Below are 15681 nucleotides of genomic sequence, written 5' to 3'. Positions count from 1 at the left end.
CAACAATAAGGAATAAGACTATGGGTTCGCTGCATCGTATCGCTGTGCTGTGTGGTTTGACGGTTTTGCTGGTCTCCACGGCCCAGGCCGAAGAATGGAAAACCGCCAAGGAAGAAGAGGGCATCAAGGTGTCCTTGAGTGAAGTGGCCGGTTCCCAATACAAGGCTTACCGTGGCGTGACCGTCATGAAGACCACCATGGCCAAACTGCGTGCATTGCAGGAAGACGTGCCGGGTGCCTGTGCATGGATTCACGAGTGCAAGACTCAGAAGCTGCTCAAACACGAAGGTAACCAGAGCTGGACCTACACCCAGTTCAATACCCCTTGGCCGGTCACTCCTCGCGACTCCGTGTTGCATGTCACCACCGCTGAAGGCGCCGATGGCAGCCTGACCCGCGAGTTGGAAGGGCAGCCGAAGTACCTTGCGGAAGAAAAAGGTTTTGTACGGGTCGCCCAGGTCAAAGGTTTCTGGAAGCTCGTGCCAAAGGGCGATCAAGTCGAAGTGACTTATCAGGCCCATACCGAACCCGGCGGCAGCGTGCCGTCGTGGCTGGCCAACAAGTTTGTGGTCGATGCGCCGTTCAATACCCTCAAAGCCCTGAAAGAACGCGCCGAGAAGTAACCGCGTATTCTTTTGATATGGCCTGTTGGACAACGCCCCGATTTGATCGGGGCGTTTGCGTTTTTACCAAGGGCGGGGCTTTATTTTGTTTCTGGATATGCGTTGAACGAAATTTTCACAAAGCCTCCAAGACAATTCACTCGCGCCCCTGCGCAACTTTGCGTCACGTCTCTTGTCCCAGAGCGCTACAAGCGACAGTCGGCCTGCGGGTCAGTAATCAATGGTAATGCCGCGGTTGATCGTGCAACATTTGCGCACCGCGCAAGCCCCGGGGCCGGGATGGCCAACAGAGGGCAAGGCGCCGCTGTATTTTGAAACTTCAACTTCCAATGGGTCCTAAAACGACATGGCAAACCCGGACGCCCTGAGTCAGCAGCGAGCTTCTAGTCGCCTGCTGCAACCGACCGTCAAATCGCATCTGGCCTACACACTGTTGTGTGCCTTGGTCATGATGGTCATGTTCAGCCTGCTGCGCGTAGCGCTGCTGGCCTACAACAGCTCGATGATCCTCGACACACCGGCTTCGACCTTTCTGGAAGCGTTCGCCAATGGCCTGCGTTTCGACTTGCGTCTGGTGGTTTACCTCAGCATTCCGCTGCTGCTGGCATTGTTCAGCGCCCGGGCCATGGCCGCCCGCGGGTTCTTTCGGTTGTGGCTGACCATTGTCTCGAGTATCGCGCTGTTCCTCGGCCTGATGGAGATGGACTTTTACCGCGAGTTCCACCAGCGCCTCAACGGCCTGGTCTTCCAGTACGTGAAAGAAGACCCGAAAACCGTGATGAGCATGCTCTGGTACGGTTTTCCGGTGGTTCGCTACCTGTTGGCCTGGGCCGTGGGCACGTTGATCCTGACCCTCGCGTTCAAGGGCGCCGACCGGGCCACGCGTCCTCGCGGGCCGTTCAGCGGTGGCAGCATTAGTACGCGGCAGGTCGCTCCGTTGTATGCGCGTGGCATGGTGTTCGTAGTTTGCCTGCTGGTCTGCGTGGTCGCCGCTCGTGGCACTCTGCGTCAGGGTCCGCCAATGCGTTGGGGTGACGTTTACACCACCGACTCCAACTTCGCCAACCAGTTGGGCCTCAATGGCACGCTGTCGCTGGTCGCGGCGGCCAAGAGCCGGTTGTCCGAAGATCGCGACAACATCTGGAAAGCCTCGTTGCCGCAACCGCAAGCCCAGCAGATCGTGCGTGACATGCTGGTAATGCCGGACGACAAATTGGTGGATGGCGAGACTGCCGCCGTGCGTCGCGATTACATGCCGCCGGCCGACAAGACCCTGCCGATCAAGAACGTTGTCGTGATCCTGATGGAAAGCATGGCCGGTCACTCGGTGGGTGCCTTGGGCGCACCGGGCAACATCACGCCGTACCTCGACAAACTGTCGAAAGAAGGGCTGCTGTTCGATCGCTTCTTCTCCAACGGGACGCATACTCATCAGGGTATGTTCGCCACCATGGCCTGCTTCCCGAACCTGCCGGGTTTTGAATACCTGATGCAGACCCCGGAAGGCAGCCACAAACTGTCCGGCCTGCCGCAGTTGCTCAGCACCCGTGACTACGACGATGTGTACGTCTACAACGGCGACTTTGCCTGGGACAATCAGTCGGGTTTCTTCAGCAACCAGGGCATGACCAACTTCATCGGTCGTAACGACTTCGTGAACCCGGTGTTCTCCGATCCGACTTGGGGCGTGTCCGACCAGGACATGTTCGACCGTGGTCTGACAGAGCTCAAGGCGCGGGAAAACGGCAAGCCGTTCTATGCGTTGCTGCAAACCCTGTCCAACCACACGCCATATGCCTTGCCGACGCCATTGCCGGTTGAGCCTGTAACCGATCGCGGCAACCTGAACGAGCATTTGACCGCTATGCGTTATGCGGACTGGGCACTGGGCCAATTCTTTGAAAAGGCCCGCAAGGAGCCGTACTTCAAGGAAACCCTGTTTGTCATCGTCGGTGACCACGGTTTTGGCAACGAGCGTCAGATCACCGAAATGGACCTGGGCCGCTTCAACGTGCCGATGTTGATGATCGCACCGGGCATCCAGGAGAAGTTCGGCCAGCGTGACCATACCGTGGGCACTCAGATCGACCTCGTGCCGACCATCATGGGCCGTATTGGTGGCGAAGTGCGTCATCAGTGCTGGGGACGCGACCTGCTCAACCTGCCTGAAGGCGACACCGGTTTTGGTGTGATCAAGCCGTCGGGTAGCGAGCAAACCACCGCCATCATCACGGTTGACCAGATTCTGGTTCTGCCAAAGGAAAAGGAAATGGCGCCGAAGATGTACCAGTACGAACTGGGCGCGACGCCTCACGCCGAGGTCGTACCGGATGCACCGCGTACCGCTGAGCTGAAGCTCAAGCTCGAAGCGTTCCTGCAGACGGCCACCAAAAGCCTGATCGATAACACCGCCGGTGTGGTTGACGGCAAGCCGGACTAAGTTTTGGCGCAATAGAAAAGAGGCCCTTCGCAGGGCCTCTTTTTTTTGCCGGCAAAAACTTTATATCTTGCCAAGTAGCAGCAGGATCAATAGCACCACCAACACCACGCCGATGATACCGGACGGGCCGTAACCCCAACTTCTGGAGTGCGGGAAGACCGGCAAGCCACCTATCAACAACAGGATAAGAATAACGATAAGAATTGTGCCCATGTCTGTTTCCTTGTTGGAAGCGTTGTGGTTGACCTAGCGTTTTAGCTTTTAGCCATCAGCTGGACTTGTATTAATCCTAGCTGCTTACAAAATCCGACTCATGGATATGAAGAAAAATTCCAGGTTTTTTTAATGTATTTGGAAAGCACGTTTATTTCTTTTACTGCGTCTCAAAGTTGAAACAACCGGACCGCGCCGTGGTTCATTGCTGGCCATTCAGCAATCTGATGGAGCGTGGGTCGCGCATTATCCTTCGCTACACTCGGTGCATCTTCCCCGGAACAACAAGGCTGTTTGCTATGCAAAATCGCATGATGATCACTGGCGCGGGCTCAGGCCTGGGTCGCGAAATCGCGCTGCGCTGGGCGCGTGAAGGCTGGCAGCTGGCCTTGTCGGACGTCAGTGAACCCGGCCTGCAAGAAACCCTGAAACTGGTTCGCGAAGCCGGCGGCGACGGTTTCATCCAGCGTTGCGATGTGCGCGACTACAGCCAGCTGACGGCTTTCGCCCAAGCCTGTGAAGAGAAGTTTGGCGGCATCGACGTCATCGTCAACAACGCGGGCGTGGCCTCGGGCGGGTTCTTCAGTGAATTGTCGCTGGAAGACTGGGACTGGCAGATCGCGATCAACCTGATGGGCGTGGTCAAGGGCTGCAAGGCCTTCCTGCCGCTGCTGGAGAAAAGCAAAGGCAAGATCATCAACATCGCCTCGATGGCGGCACTGATGCAAGGTCCGGCCATGAGCAACTACAACGTGGCCAAGGCGGGTGTGGTGGCTTTGTCCGAGAGTCTGTTGATCGAACTGGCCCACGAGGAAGTCAGCGTGCATGTAGTCTGCCCGTCGTTCTTCCAGACCAACTTGCTGGACTCCTTCCGCGGCCCGACCCCGGCCATGAAAGCCCAGGTCGGCAAATTGCTGGAAAGTTCGCCCATCAGCGCTGCCGACATTGCCGATTACATCTATCAGCAGGTCGATGCCGGCGAATTCTTGATTCTGCCTCATGAACAGGGCCGCATGGCCTGGGCGATCAAGCAAAAAGACCCGCAAGTGCTCTACAACGAAATGACCGTAATGGCCGACAAAATGCGCGCCAAGGCCAAACAATCCGCAGGCTGAACTTGCCCGTGCGCAATACCGTCGTTAGGGTGGCCGCAACCGGCCATCCTCACGAGACATCTGCATGATCAATTACCTGTGGTTTTTCCTCGCCGCGCTGTTCGAAATCGCTGGCTGCTTCGCCTTCTGGATGTGGTTGCGCCAGGGTAAAAGCGCTTGGTGGATCATCCCGGCGTTGCTCAGCCTGATCTTGTTCGCGGTGTTGCTGACCCGAGTCGAAGCGAGCTACGCCGGCCGCGCCTATGCCGCCTACGGTGGCATCTACATCATTGCGTCGATCGGCTGGCTGGCGGTGGTCGAGCGGATTCGTCCATTGGGCTCGGACTGGATTGGTGTGGCGCTGTGTGTGATCGGGGCGAGTGTCATCCTGTTTGGCCCGCGCTTTTCCGTTTCCTGAAGGATCGGTCCTTCATTCAAACCGGTTTGTCGGATACGTCCTTCAGGGCGAAGCATCCTGCGCCGTAGGGCGAGACTGTTTTGCTGCTGTTGCATTGAAGACCCGCTACGCGCCGGGCATCTTCAAGGGCCGGTAACCCTGAAGGATGAATGCCATGCTTGTACTTAGTCGCGTTGTGGGCGAGTTGATTTCCATTGGTGACGACATCACCGTGCGGGTTCTCGCCGTTAACGGAAGCAGCGTGCGCTTCGGTGTTGAAGCGCCGCAGCAGGTCAACGTCCATCGCGCCGAAGTCTATGAGCGCATCCAGATCAAACAGGCCAAAGCGAAAGCTCGTTAAGAACCTCAGTCGAACAGATGCTTGGGCACGTCGTGCTTGAGCATCAACTGGCATTGCTCGCTTTCCGGATCGAAGACAATCAGCGCCTGGCCCTTGGTCAATGCCTGACGAACACGCAAGACGCGGGTTTCCAGCGGGGTGTCATCGCCGTTGTCCGTGCCGTCGCGGGTCACGAAATCCTCGATCAGGCGGGTCAGCGTATCGACTTCAAGTTGGTCGTGGGGGATCAGCATAAGGCACCTCGGCTAAACAATGGCGCGATGCTACGGCGAATGAAGGGGGGCGGCTAGCCCGGTCTGAACAGTTGTCTGCCAGGCCGCCTTCGCGAGCAAGCCCGCTCCCACATTCGACCACATTCCTATGAAAGAACTCGGTCACCTGTGGGAGCGGGCTTGCTCGCGAAGACGATAGACCAGACACCCAATACCTCAAGGAAAAAAATCAGCCCTCCGAACGCTGCCCAATCAAACTATCCACCGACGGCACCCGCGTATCGCTTTCCATCTGCGTCTCGTGTTCGATCTGGTGACTGAACCGGTCCAGCGATCCCTTGGCCGGTTGTGCATCGCTGGCGAACACCGGCGGGCTGAGGATGTAGGCGCCGAGCAGGCGGCTGAGGGCGGCGAGGCTGTCGATGTGGGTGCGTTCATAGCCGTGGGTGGCATCGCAACCGAAGGCCAGCAGGGCGGTGCGGATGTCGTGGCCAGCAGTGACGGCTGAGTGAGCATCGCTGAAGTAATAGCGGAACAGGTCACGGCGCGCCGGCAGTTCGTTGTCGCTGGCCAGGCGCAGCAGGTGGCGCGACAGGTGATAGTCATAAGGCCCCCCGGAATCCTGCATTGCCACACTCACCGCGTGTTCGCTGGAATGCTGGCCGGGCGCGACCGGCGCGATGTCGATACCGACGAATTCGCTGACATCCCAAGGCAAGGCTGCCGCCGCACCGCTGCCGGTTTCTTCGGTGATGGTGAACAGCGGATGGCAGTCGATCATCAACTCTTCGCCGCTGTCGACAATCGCTTTCAGCGCCGCCAGCAGTGCGGCAACGCCGGCCTTGTCATCGAGGTGGCGGGCGCTGATGTGGCCGCTTTCGGTGAACTCTGGCAACGGGTCGAAGGCGACGAAATCGCCGACACTGATCCCCAGCGAATCGCAATCGGCGCGGGTGGCGCAGTAGGCGTCCAGGCGCAACTCGATGTGATCCCAGCTGATCGGCATTTCATCCACGGCAGTATTGAACGCGTGCCCGGAAGCCATCAGCGGCAATACACTGCCACGAATCACGCCGTTGTCGGTGAACAAACTGACGCGGCTGCCTTCGGCAAAACGGCTGGACCAGCAACCGACCGGCGCCAGGGTCAGGCGACCGTTGTCCTTGATTGCGCGAACCGCTGCGCCAATGGTGTCCAGGTGAGCGGAGACCGCGCGGTCCGGGCTGTTTTTCTTGCCCTTGAGGGTGGCGCGGATGGTGCCGCGACGAGTCATCTCAAAGGGAATGCCCAACTCTTCGAGACGCTCGGCGACGTAACGCACGATGGTATCGGTGAACCCGGTGGGGCTGGGAATGGCGAGCATTTCCAGCAGGACTTTTTGCAGGTAATTGAGGTCCGGTTCGGGAATTTTGCTGGTCATGGAAACTCCTGATGGGTTGAGAGCATCGATGGTTTCGATGAGGGGAGGTCTGGAGATGTTCAGCGCCTGTGAGGCCGCCTTCGCGAGCAAGCCCGCTCCCACAGGGGAACGCGGTCAAATGTGGGAGCGGGCTTGCTCGCGAAGGTGTCAGTCCGGGCACCACATCACTAAGAGGCCGCCGGCTGACTATGCGGAAACAACAAATCCACAAACCGCTCGGCCGTCGGTTGCGGTTCATGGTTGGCCAGCCCGGCGCGCTCATTGGCTTCGATAAATACATACTCCGACTGATCAGCGGCTGGCACCATCAGGTCGAGCCCGACCATCGGAATATCCAGCGCCCGCGCCGCGCGCACCGCCGCATCCACCAAGGTCGGATGCAGAATTGCCGTGACGTCTTCAAGAATGCCGCCGGTATGAAGATTCGCCGTGCGCCGTACGAACAGATGCTCACCGGCCGGCAGAATGCTGCTGTAGTCATAACCCGCAGCCTGCAACGTGCGCTGGGTCTCATGGTCCTGCGGGATTTTGCTTTCACCGCTGGTCGCCGCCTGACGGCGACGGCTCTGGGCTTCGATCAGCGCACCAATGGAATGCTGACCATCGCCCACCACTTCCGCCGGCCGGCGAATGGCGGCCGCGACCACTTCGAAGCCGATCACCAGAACTCGCAAGTCGAGGCCTTCGTGAAAACTTTCCAGCAGCACTCGATTGTCGAATGTGCGGGCGTTTTCGATGGCTTGCTGGACCTCTTCGATGGTGCGTAAATCCACCGCCACCCCTTGGCCCTGTTCACCGTCCAGCGGTTTGACCACCACCCGTTCGTGCTCGTCGAGAAACGCCAGGTTGTCATCCGCGCTCCCCGCCAGTTGTTGGGCGGGCAGTTTAAGGCCAGCGTTTTTCAGCACCTTGTGGGTCAGGCTTTTGTCCTGGCACAACGTCATGCTGATGGCGCTGGTCAGATCGCTCAAGGATTCGCGGCAACGCACCCGGCGACTGCCGTGAATCAAGGTAAACAGGCCGGCCTGGGCGTCGTCCACTTGCACATCAATGCCGCGCCGATGAGCCTCCTCGACGATGATTCGCGCATACGGATTGAACTCGGCTTCCGGGCCTGGGCCGAGAAACAATGGCTGGTTTATGCCGTTTTTGCGCTTGATGGCGAAGGTCGACAAGTTGCGAAAACCGAGCTTGGCGTAAAGGCTTTTCGCCTGACGGTTGTTGTGCAGCACAGACAGGTCCAGGTAGCTCAGGCCACGGCTCATGAAGTGTTCGATCAAGTGCCGCACCAGCACTTCACCGACGCCTGGGCGGGAACATTGTGGATCGACCGCCAGGCACCAAAGGCTGCTGCCGTTCTCCGGGTCGTTGAAGGCCTTGTGATGATTCAGGCCCATGACGCTACCGATGATCGCGCCGCTGTCCTCATCTTCGGCCAGCCAGTAAACCGGGCCGCCCTGGTGATGAGGCGTCAGCAAACTCGCATCAATCGGCAGCATGCCGCGCGCCTGATACAGCTGATTGACCGCCTGCCAATCCGCTTCGCTTTGCGCCCGACGGATGCGGAAGCCGCGAAAAACCCGAGTGGCTTGGCGGTAATCGCTGAACCACAGGCGCAAGGTGTCGGACGGGTCGAGAAACAGCTGCGCCGGCTCCAGCCCCAGCACTTGCTGAGGCGCGGCAACGTACAAGGCGATGTCCCGCTCACCGGGCTGCTCATTGAGCAGCTCTAGGGCAAGGCTCGCGGCATCGGGAAAGGTATGCCCGATCAGCAACCGGCCCCAGCCGCAATGCACCGCGATGGGCGCGGCGCCCAATTCACTGCCGTCTTCGGCCAGACGCGCCTGCAAGCGTTCATAAGAGGGCGCCTGACCGCGCAACAGGCGTTGGCTATAAGCCGTGGCGTGAGGTTTCATCGATCAGATTCCTTGTTCACTGAGCCACAGGTTCAGGGCTGCCAATTGCCACAGCTTGGAGCCGCGCAACGGGGTCAGTTGACCTTGCGGATCGGTCAGCAGGCGGTCGAGCATGGCGGGGTTGAACAGACCACGATCCTGACTCGGGTCGAGCAGCAGTTCACGCACCCAGTTCAGCGTATCGCCCTGCAAATGCTTGAGGCCAGGGACCGGGAAGTAACCCTTTTTGCGGTCGATCACTTCACTCGGAATGACCAGCCGCGCCGCTTCTTTCAAGACTTGCTTGCCGCCATCCGGCAGTTTGAATTTGCCCGGCACCCGTGCCGACAATTCCACCAGGCGATAGTCGAGAAACGGCGTGCGCGCTTCCAGGCCCCAGGCCATGGTCATGTTGTCGACGCGTTTGACCGGGTCATCCACCAGCATCACGGTGCTGTCCAGACGCAGTGCTTTGTCCACGGCTGCGTCGGCACCGGGCTGGGCGAAGTGTTCCTTCACGAAGTCGCCGGCCGCGTCGTTGGCCGTCAGCCATTTCGGCTGCACCGTGGCCGCGTAGTCGGCGTAGCTGCGGTCGAAAAACGCATCGCGATACGCGGCATACGGATCGCTCGCACCGTCAACCTGCGGATACCAGTGATAACCGGCGAACAACTCGTCCGCGCCTTGGCCGCTTTGCACCACCTTGCAGTGCTTGGCCACTTCGCGAGACAGCAGATAGAACGCGATGCAGTCATGACTGACCATCGGCTCGCTCATGGCGCGGAACGCCGCGGGCAGTTGCTCGATGATCTCTTTTTCGTCGATGCGCAGTTGGTGATGTTCGGTGCCGTAGTGCTTGGCGATCAGGTCCGAATACTGGAACTCGTCACCGCGCTCGCCGCCGGCATCCTGGAAACCGATGGAGAAGGTCGACAGGTTTTCAACGCCGACTTCACGCAACAGACCGACCAGCATGCTTGAATCGACGCCGCCGGAAAGCAGCACGCCAACATCCACCGCCGCCCGTTGACGGATCGCCACTGCATCACGGGTGCTGTCGAGCACGCGATCGCGCCAGTCTTCGAGGGTCAGATTCAGCTCGTCGGCGTGTGGGCCGTAGGGCAGGGTCCACCAGGTTTTCTGCTCGGTGGTGCCATCTGCGTCGATGCGCATCCAGCTCGCCGGGGGCAGCTTTTCGATGCCCGCCAGCAACGTGCGCGGGGCCGGGACCACGGCGTGGAAATTCAGATAATGATTGAGCGCCACTGGATCGAGGATCGGGTTGATGTCGCCGCCCTTGAGCAAGGCCGGCAGGGCCGAGGCAAAGCGCAGGCGTTGACCGGTGCGCGACAGGTACAAGGGTTTTACGCCGAGACGGTCGCGGGCGATGAACAGACGCTTGGCGTCGCGCTCCCAAATGGCGAAGGCGAACATGCCGTTGAGTTTGGGCAACAGGGCTTCGCCCCAGGCGTGATAGCCCTTGAGCAGCACTTCGGTGTCGCCGCCGGAATAGAAGGCGTAACCGAGGCTTTCCAGCTCGGTGCGCAGTTCCGGGAAGTTGTAGATCGCGCCGTTGAAGGCCAGGGACAGGCCCAGTTGGTTGTCGATCATCGGCTGCGCCGAGCCGTCCGACAGGTCCATGATTTTCAGGCGCCGATGGCCCAGGGCAATCGGCCCTTGGCTGTGGAAGCCCCACGCATCAGGGCCGCGAGGGGCCAGGTGATGGGTGATTCGTTCTATGGCTGCGAGGTCCGCAGGTTGATGGTCGAAACGTAATTCTCCAGCTAATCCGCACATAAGTCCTTACCGGTTTTTCCGTTGGGGAGGGTCAATCGATACCCGCCAAAAACGGCGGGTACTCAGAAACTGACCCACGTGAATCCCTGGAGTTTTAGACCGATAAGTTATAAGGCTGTGGGTCAGGCTTTTCCGCGGATCAATTGGCGCAAGGCAAAACGGTTGGGATGGCAGGCCTCGGCAACTGTTTTTGGCAAGGGCAGGGGCTCGTTTTCAAGCCATGCCGCCAACAGCTCGCCAGACAACGGCGCGGTGATCAAACCGCGAGAACCGTGACCGCTATTGACATAAAACCCCTCGAGCCATGGGCAGGGAACATCGGGCACTTGCCGGGCATCTTTGCTTAGCGTGGCATAGGCCTCGGCGAAGGCGGCCTGTTCGGCCAACGGTCCGACGATCGGCAGGTAATCCGGGCTGGTACAGCGAAATGCCGCACGACCTTCAAGCTGCTGCGGGTCCAGGTCCGAAACATGTAGACGGGCGACCAAGTCAGTGGAGATTTCCTCGAGCAACGCCAGATTGCCGAGGTGCTCGGCGACGGTCGGGGTCAGTTCATCGCTCTTGAAATCGAAGCTGGCGCCGAGTGTGTGTTCGCCCAGGCGTGCCGGCGCCACATAGCCTTCGGCGCAGACGACGGTCGCCAGGCTCTGGCTTTCAGGAGTTTGCGCCAGTCGGGTGATCTGGCCGCGAATGCGTTTGAGGGGCAGGTCGGCGCTGTGTGGAAAGCGCTTGATCTCGGCGGCGCCGGCCAGAATCACCACGGGCGCACTGGCCAACAGTGCATCGCCGTCCCAGGCCTGCCATTGATCATCGACCTTGCGCAGTTCCAGCACCTCGCGATGGGGCAGCCACTGGATGTTCGTTGAGGACGCCTGCCACTGGCACAACGCGGGCGGATGAACCCAGCCGCCTTCAGGGTAGAACAAGCCGCCGTGCGCCAATTCGATGCCGGCTCGGGCCTGGGCCTGGGGTTGATCGAGCAGGTGCACCAGGCTCGGTGAAAAGGCCGCGACCAATTGCGCCTGACGCTCGGCTTCCTTGGCATTGAAGGCCAGTTGCAAGACTCCGCAATCGTCCCAGTCGACGCCACGCTGCAGCTGTTCCAGCAGACGTCGGGTGTAGCCAAAACCGCTGACGATCAATTGCGACAACGCCGTGCCATGGGCCGAAAGCTTTAGGTACAGCACACCCTGAGGATTACCCGAGGCTTCCTGCGCCAGTGCTTGGTGGCGATCCAGCAGGCTCACTTGCCAACCCCGCGCGGCCAGGCTGGCGGCACTGGCGCAACCGGCCAGCCCGGCACCGATCACCAGGGCGCGACGTTCGCCGGTCAGCGGTTGTGGGCGAGCGAACCATGGTTTTGTCGCGGCAGGCAGTGCCACGTCTTCAGGCCAACCGAGGAACGTGCCCCGCAGAATTTCCCATTTATGGCCGATGCCTGGCGTGCGCTTCATCTTGAAGCCCGCCGCGTTCAATAGGCGGCGCACCCAGCCGGTGCTGGTGAAGGTGCTGATGGTCGAGCCGGGTGCTGCCAGGCGTGCCAGTTCGGCAAACAATTCGGCGGTCCACATGTCGGGGTTTTTCGCCGGGGCGAAACCGTCGAGAAACCACGCGTCGATCTGCGCATCCAGTTGCGGCAACTGCTCAAGTGCATCGCCGATCAGCAAGGTCAGGGTGACACGGCCGTTGTCCAGCACAAGGCGCTGAAAGCCTTGATGAATCGCTACGTATTGCGCCAGCAATTGATCGGCAAACGGTTTGAGCTCCGGCCATAAGGCCAAGGCCCGTTGCAGATCGGGTGCGCTCAGCGGGTATTTTTCGACGCTGACAAAATGCAACCGCGCACCGGCCACCGCGTGCTGTTCGAACAACTGCCAGGCGCAGAGAAAATTCAGCCCGGTACCGAAACCAGTCTCGCCAATCACCAGTCGACCCTCCACAGGCAAGGCGGCGAAACGGTCACGCAAATCGTTTTGCTGCAGAAACACGTAACGAGTTTCTTCAAGGCCCGACAGGTCGGAAAAATACACATCATCGAACACCCGCGAACGCGGGCGACCTTGGTCGTCCCAGTCGAGCTGGGCGTGGGGCAATACAGGTTTCATGGCAGGCTCGGCAACGGCAAGGTGGCCATTCTAGCCGATCGCCGCAACGGCGCTTGATCCATGGCAAGACGCAAGGACGATGGGGCAACGAAAATTTGCCATCAGACTTTTGTGGCGAGGGGGCTTGTCGGAACGCCCCCTCGCCACAAAAGCTCCTCAGGGAATTTCTCTGATGACTACCTGCCCAATCCGCTAGTCTTGCTCAATCCTGGAAGGAGCTGCTCTATGTTCGAATCCGCCGAAATCGGTCATGCCATCGACAAAGAAACCTATGACGCCGAAGTGCCGGCCTTGCGTGGGGCCTTGCTCGAAGCGCAGTTCGAACTTCGTCAGCAACACCGCTTTCCGGTCATCATTTTGATCAACGGCATTGAAGGGGCCGGCAAGGGCGAGACGGTCAAGTTGCTCAATGAATGGATGGACCCGCGCCTGATTGAGGTGCGTACGTTCGACCAGCAGACTGACGAAGAACTGGCGCGACCACCGGCCTGGCGCTATTGGCGGATGCTCCCGGCCAAGGGCCGCATGGGGATTTTCTTCGGCAACTGGTACAGCCAGATGCTGCAGGGACGGGTTCATGGTTTGTTCAAGGATCCGCGACTCGATCAAAGCATCAACGGGGCCGAGCGGTTGGAGAAAATGCTGTGCGACGAAGGCGCGCTGATCTTCAAGTTCTGGTTTCACCTCTCCAAAAAACAAATGAAAGCACGGCTCAAGGCGCTGGCCGACGACCCGCTGCACAGCTGGCGCATCAGCCCGCTGGACTGGCAACAATCCGCGACCTACGACAAGTTCGTGAAGTACGGCGAACGGGTGCTGCGTCGCACCAGCCGCGACTATGCGCCGTGGCATGTGATCGCCGGCGTGGACGCGCGCTATCGGAGCCTGACGGTCGGCAAGATCTTGCTCGAGGGCCTGCAGAGCGCGCTGAAGAGACCGAGGATTCACCCGCACAAAGTCAGTGCAGCGCCCTTGTTCCCCAGTGTCGATAAAGTGAATCTGCTCGACAGCCTGGACTTGACCCTGCAGCTGGACAAGGATGATTACGAAGAGCAACTGATTACCGAGCAGGCTCGGTTTTCCGGGCTGATGCGCGACAAGCGCATGCGTCGGCACGCGTTGATCGCGGTATTTGAAGGCAACGACGCGGCAGGCAAGGGCGGGGCAATCCGTCGGGTGGCCGCAGCGCTCGACCCACGCCAGTACGACATCATTCCGATCGCCGCGCCCACCGAGGATGAACGGGCGCAGCCGTATCTCTGGCGGTTCTGGCGGCATATTCCGGCGCGGGGAAAATTCACTGTATTCGATCGTTCCTGGTATGGCCGGGTGCTGGTGGAGCGCATTGAAGGCTTTTGCAGCAAGGCGGACTGGATGCGCGCCTATGGCGAGATCAACGACTTTGAAGAGCAGATCGCCGATGCCGGAGTGATCGTGGTCAAGTTCTGGCTGGCCATCGACAAACAGACTCAGATGGAGCGTTTCCAGGAGCGCAAAGAGATCCCCTTCAAGCGCTTCAAGATCACTGAAGACGACTGGCGTAATCGCGACAAGTGGGACGATTACCGTGCCGCCGTCGGCGATATGGTCGATCGCACCAGCACCGAGATCTCGCCGTGGACTCTGGTGGAAGCCAACGACAAGCGCTGGGCGCGGGTCAAGGTCCTGCGCACCATTAACCAGGCGCTGGAAGAGGCCTTCGAAAAGTCCGACAAACGCGAGAAGAAACTGCAAAAGCGCAAGCGCTGAACCGATGGCTACGCATACGCGGGGTGAATGATTGTCGCGGTCAGTCATAGGGTGGACTTATGCTCGGTCCAACTCCTGACTGACAACAACAATGAGGTGTATGCCATGCGTGAAGTGGTGATCGTCGACAGCGTACGGACCGGCCTGGCCAAGTCCTTTCGCGGCAAGTTCAACATGACCCGCCCGGACGACATGGCGGCCCACTGTGTCAACGCGCTGCTCACGCGCAATGACGTCGACCCGGCCAGCGTCGAGGATTGCATCGTCGGCGCCGGCTCCAACGAAGGCGCCCAGGGCTTCAACATCGGCCGCAACGTCGCGGTGCTGTCGCACTTGGGTATTGGCACGGGTGGCATGACCCTTAACCGCTTCTGTTCGTCAGGCTTGCAGGCCATCGCCATTGCCGCCAATCAGATCGCTTCGGGCTGCAGCGACATCATCGTCGCCGGTGGCGTCGAGTCGATCAGCCTGACCATGAAAAGCGTCAACACCGACAACCTGATCAACCCATTGCTGAAAGAGCAGGTGCCGGGCATCTATTTCCCCATGGGCCAGACCGCCGAGATCGTCGCGCGTCGTTACGATGTCAGTCGCCAAGAGCAGGATGTGTACGCCCTGCAAAGTCAGCAGCGTACCGCCCTGGCGCAGGCCGCCGGATTGTTCAACGATGAAATCGTACCGATGGCGGTGAAGTATCGCGTCGAAGACAAGGTCACCGGCCAGGTGCAGATCCTCGACGGCATCGTCGATCACGACGACTGCAACCGCCCGGACACTACGCTGCAAAGCCTGGCCGGGTTGAAGCCGGTGTTTGCCGAAGACGGCTCAGTGACCGCCGGCAACTCGTCGCAACTGTCCGATGGCGCTTCGATGACCTTGGTGATGAGCCTGGAAAAAGCCCTGGCGCTGGGGCTCAAGCCCAAAGCCTTTTTCCGCGGTTTTGCCGTGGCCGGGTGTCAGCCGGACGAGATGGGCATCGGCCCGGTGTTCTCGGTGCCAAAGTTGCTCAAGGCCAAGGGGTTGCAGGTTGCCGACATTGATCTGTGGGAGCTCAACGAAGCATTTGCCTCGCAATGCCTGTACAGCCGCAATCGGCTGGAAATCGACAACGACAAATACAACGTCAATGGCGGTTCGATTGCCATCGGCCACCCGTTCGGCATGACCGGTTCGCGTCAGGTCGGGCACATCGTGCGAGAGTTGCAGCGGCGTAACCTGCGCTACGGCATCGTCACCATGTGCGTGGGGGGCGGGATGGGGGCTACGGGGTTGTTTGAGGCGGTGCGTTAGACCTTAAGTGTTTTGTTGCCTGATCAACCGCATTCGCGAGCAAGCCCGCTCCCACACTTGACCGAATTCCAACGTTGGACACGGT

Annotated in this window: 13 protein-coding genes; 7 read left to right on the top strand and 6 right to left on the bottom strand. The window is 59.8% G+C overall.

All coding sequences use genetic code 11. The features are described 5' to 3' along the window. Positions 1-20 precede the first annotated feature (20 nt). Positions 21-623, top strand: coding sequence for an START domain-containing protein (locus tag AB7M29_RS26685; protein ID WP_217854139.1), 603 nt, complete (start codon positions 21-23; stop codon positions 621-623). Positions 624-969: 346 nt separating this feature from the next. After that, positions 970-3063, top strand: coding sequence for an LTA synthase family protein (locus AB7M29_RS26680; RefSeq protein ID WP_454248382.1), 2094 nt, complete (start codon positions 970-972; stop codon positions 3061-3063). 60 nt (positions 3064-3123) lie between these two features. Here the strand turns inward: AB7M29_RS26680 and AB7M29_RS26675 are convergent, their stop codons facing one another. Next, positions 3124-3276 (bottom strand): DUF3309 family protein, encoded by a 153-nt coding sequence (locus tag AB7M29_RS26675; RefSeq protein WP_008012020.1) that lies wholly within the window; start codon positions 3274-3276, stop codon positions 3124-3126. Positions 3277-3575: 299 nt separating this feature from the next. Between AB7M29_RS26675 and AB7M29_RS26670 the strand changes: the two genes are divergently transcribed. The 3 genes from AB7M29_RS26670 to csrA all read left to right on the top strand — a co-directional run bounded on the left by AB7M29_RS26670 (position 3576) and on the right by csrA (position 5128). Continuing rightward, positions 3576-4391, top strand: coding sequence for an SDR family oxidoreductase (locus AB7M29_RS26670; RefSeq protein WP_454248381.1), 816 nt, complete (start codon positions 3576-3578; stop codon positions 4389-4391). 64 nt (positions 4392-4455) lie between these two features. Next, on the top strand, positions 4456-4788 hold the full coding sequence (locus AB7M29_RS26665; protein WP_052964816.1) for a YnfA family protein: 333 nt from the start codon (positions 4456-4458) through the stop codon (positions 4786-4788). A gap of 154 nt (positions 4789-4942) precedes the next feature. Then, positions 4943-5128: a carbon storage regulator CsrA gene (gene csrA / locus AB7M29_RS26660; RefSeq protein ID WP_052964815.1), complete on the top strand. Its 186-nt coding sequence runs from the start codon at positions 4943-4945 to the stop codon at positions 5126-5128. 5 nt (positions 5129-5133) lie between these two features. On the opposite strand, the gene AB7M29_RS26655 is transcribed toward csrA, so the two are convergent. The 5 genes from AB7M29_RS26655 to mnmC all read right to left on the bottom strand — a co-directional run bounded on the left by AB7M29_RS26655 (position 5134) and on the right by mnmC (position 12557). Beyond that, the gene (locus tag AB7M29_RS26655) at positions 5134-5361 is read right to left on the bottom strand and encodes a YheU family protein (RefSeq protein ID WP_003199186.1); all 228 of its coding nucleotides are present in this window, start codon (positions 5359-5361) and stop codon (positions 5134-5136) included. A gap of 208 nt (positions 5362-5569) precedes the next feature. Continuing rightward, the gene (locus AB7M29_RS26650) at positions 5570-6760 is read right to left on the bottom strand and encodes an osmoprotectant NAGGN system M42 family peptidase (protein ID WP_008013602.1); all 1191 of its coding nucleotides are present in this window, start codon (positions 6758-6760) and stop codon (positions 5570-5572) included. 167 nt (positions 6761-6927) lie between these two features. Further along, on the bottom strand, positions 6928-8676 hold the full coding sequence (gene ngg, locus AB7M29_RS26645) for an N-acetylglutaminylglutamine synthetase (RefSeq protein ID WP_454248380.1): 1749 nt from the start codon (positions 8674-8676) through the stop codon (positions 6928-6930). A gap of 3 nt (positions 8677-8679) precedes the next feature. Beyond that, positions 8680-10452, bottom strand: coding sequence for an N-acetylglutaminylglutamine amidotransferase (locus AB7M29_RS26640; RefSeq protein WP_454248379.1), 1773 nt, complete (start codon positions 10450-10452; stop codon positions 8680-8682). Positions 10453-10574: 122 nt separating this feature from the next. After that, positions 10575-12557: a bifunctional tRNA (5-methylaminomethyl-2-thiouridine)(34)-methyltransferase MnmD/FAD-dependent 5-carboxymethylaminomethyl-2-thiouridine(34) oxidoreductase MnmC gene (gene mnmC / locus AB7M29_RS26635; protein WP_217854134.1), complete on the bottom strand. Its 1983-nt coding sequence runs from the start codon at positions 12555-12557 to the stop codon at positions 10575-10577. A 225-nt stretch (positions 12558-12782) separates the two neighbouring features. Between mnmC and pap the strand changes: the two genes are divergently transcribed. Both pap and AB7M29_RS26625 read left to right on the top strand, forming a co-directional pair. Further along, positions 12783-14306 carry a polyphosphate:AMP phosphotransferase gene (gene pap, locus AB7M29_RS26630; RefSeq protein WP_454248378.1) on the top strand — a complete coding sequence of 508 codons (1524 nt, stop codon included), beginning with the start codon at positions 12783-12785 and terminating at the stop codon, positions 14304-14306. Positions 14307-14411: 105 nt separating this feature from the next. Continuing rightward, entirely contained in the window at positions 14412-15596 is a 1185-nt protein-coding gene (locus tag AB7M29_RS26625) for a thiolase family protein (RefSeq protein WP_052964147.1), read from the top strand. Positions 15597-15681 lie beyond the last annotated feature (85 nt).

Source organism: Pseudomonas sp. F-14 TE3623, from assembly GCF_053629015.1.
Note: the sequence above shows the minus strand (reverse complement) of the source record. Positions and strands in the feature narration are given on the sequence as shown.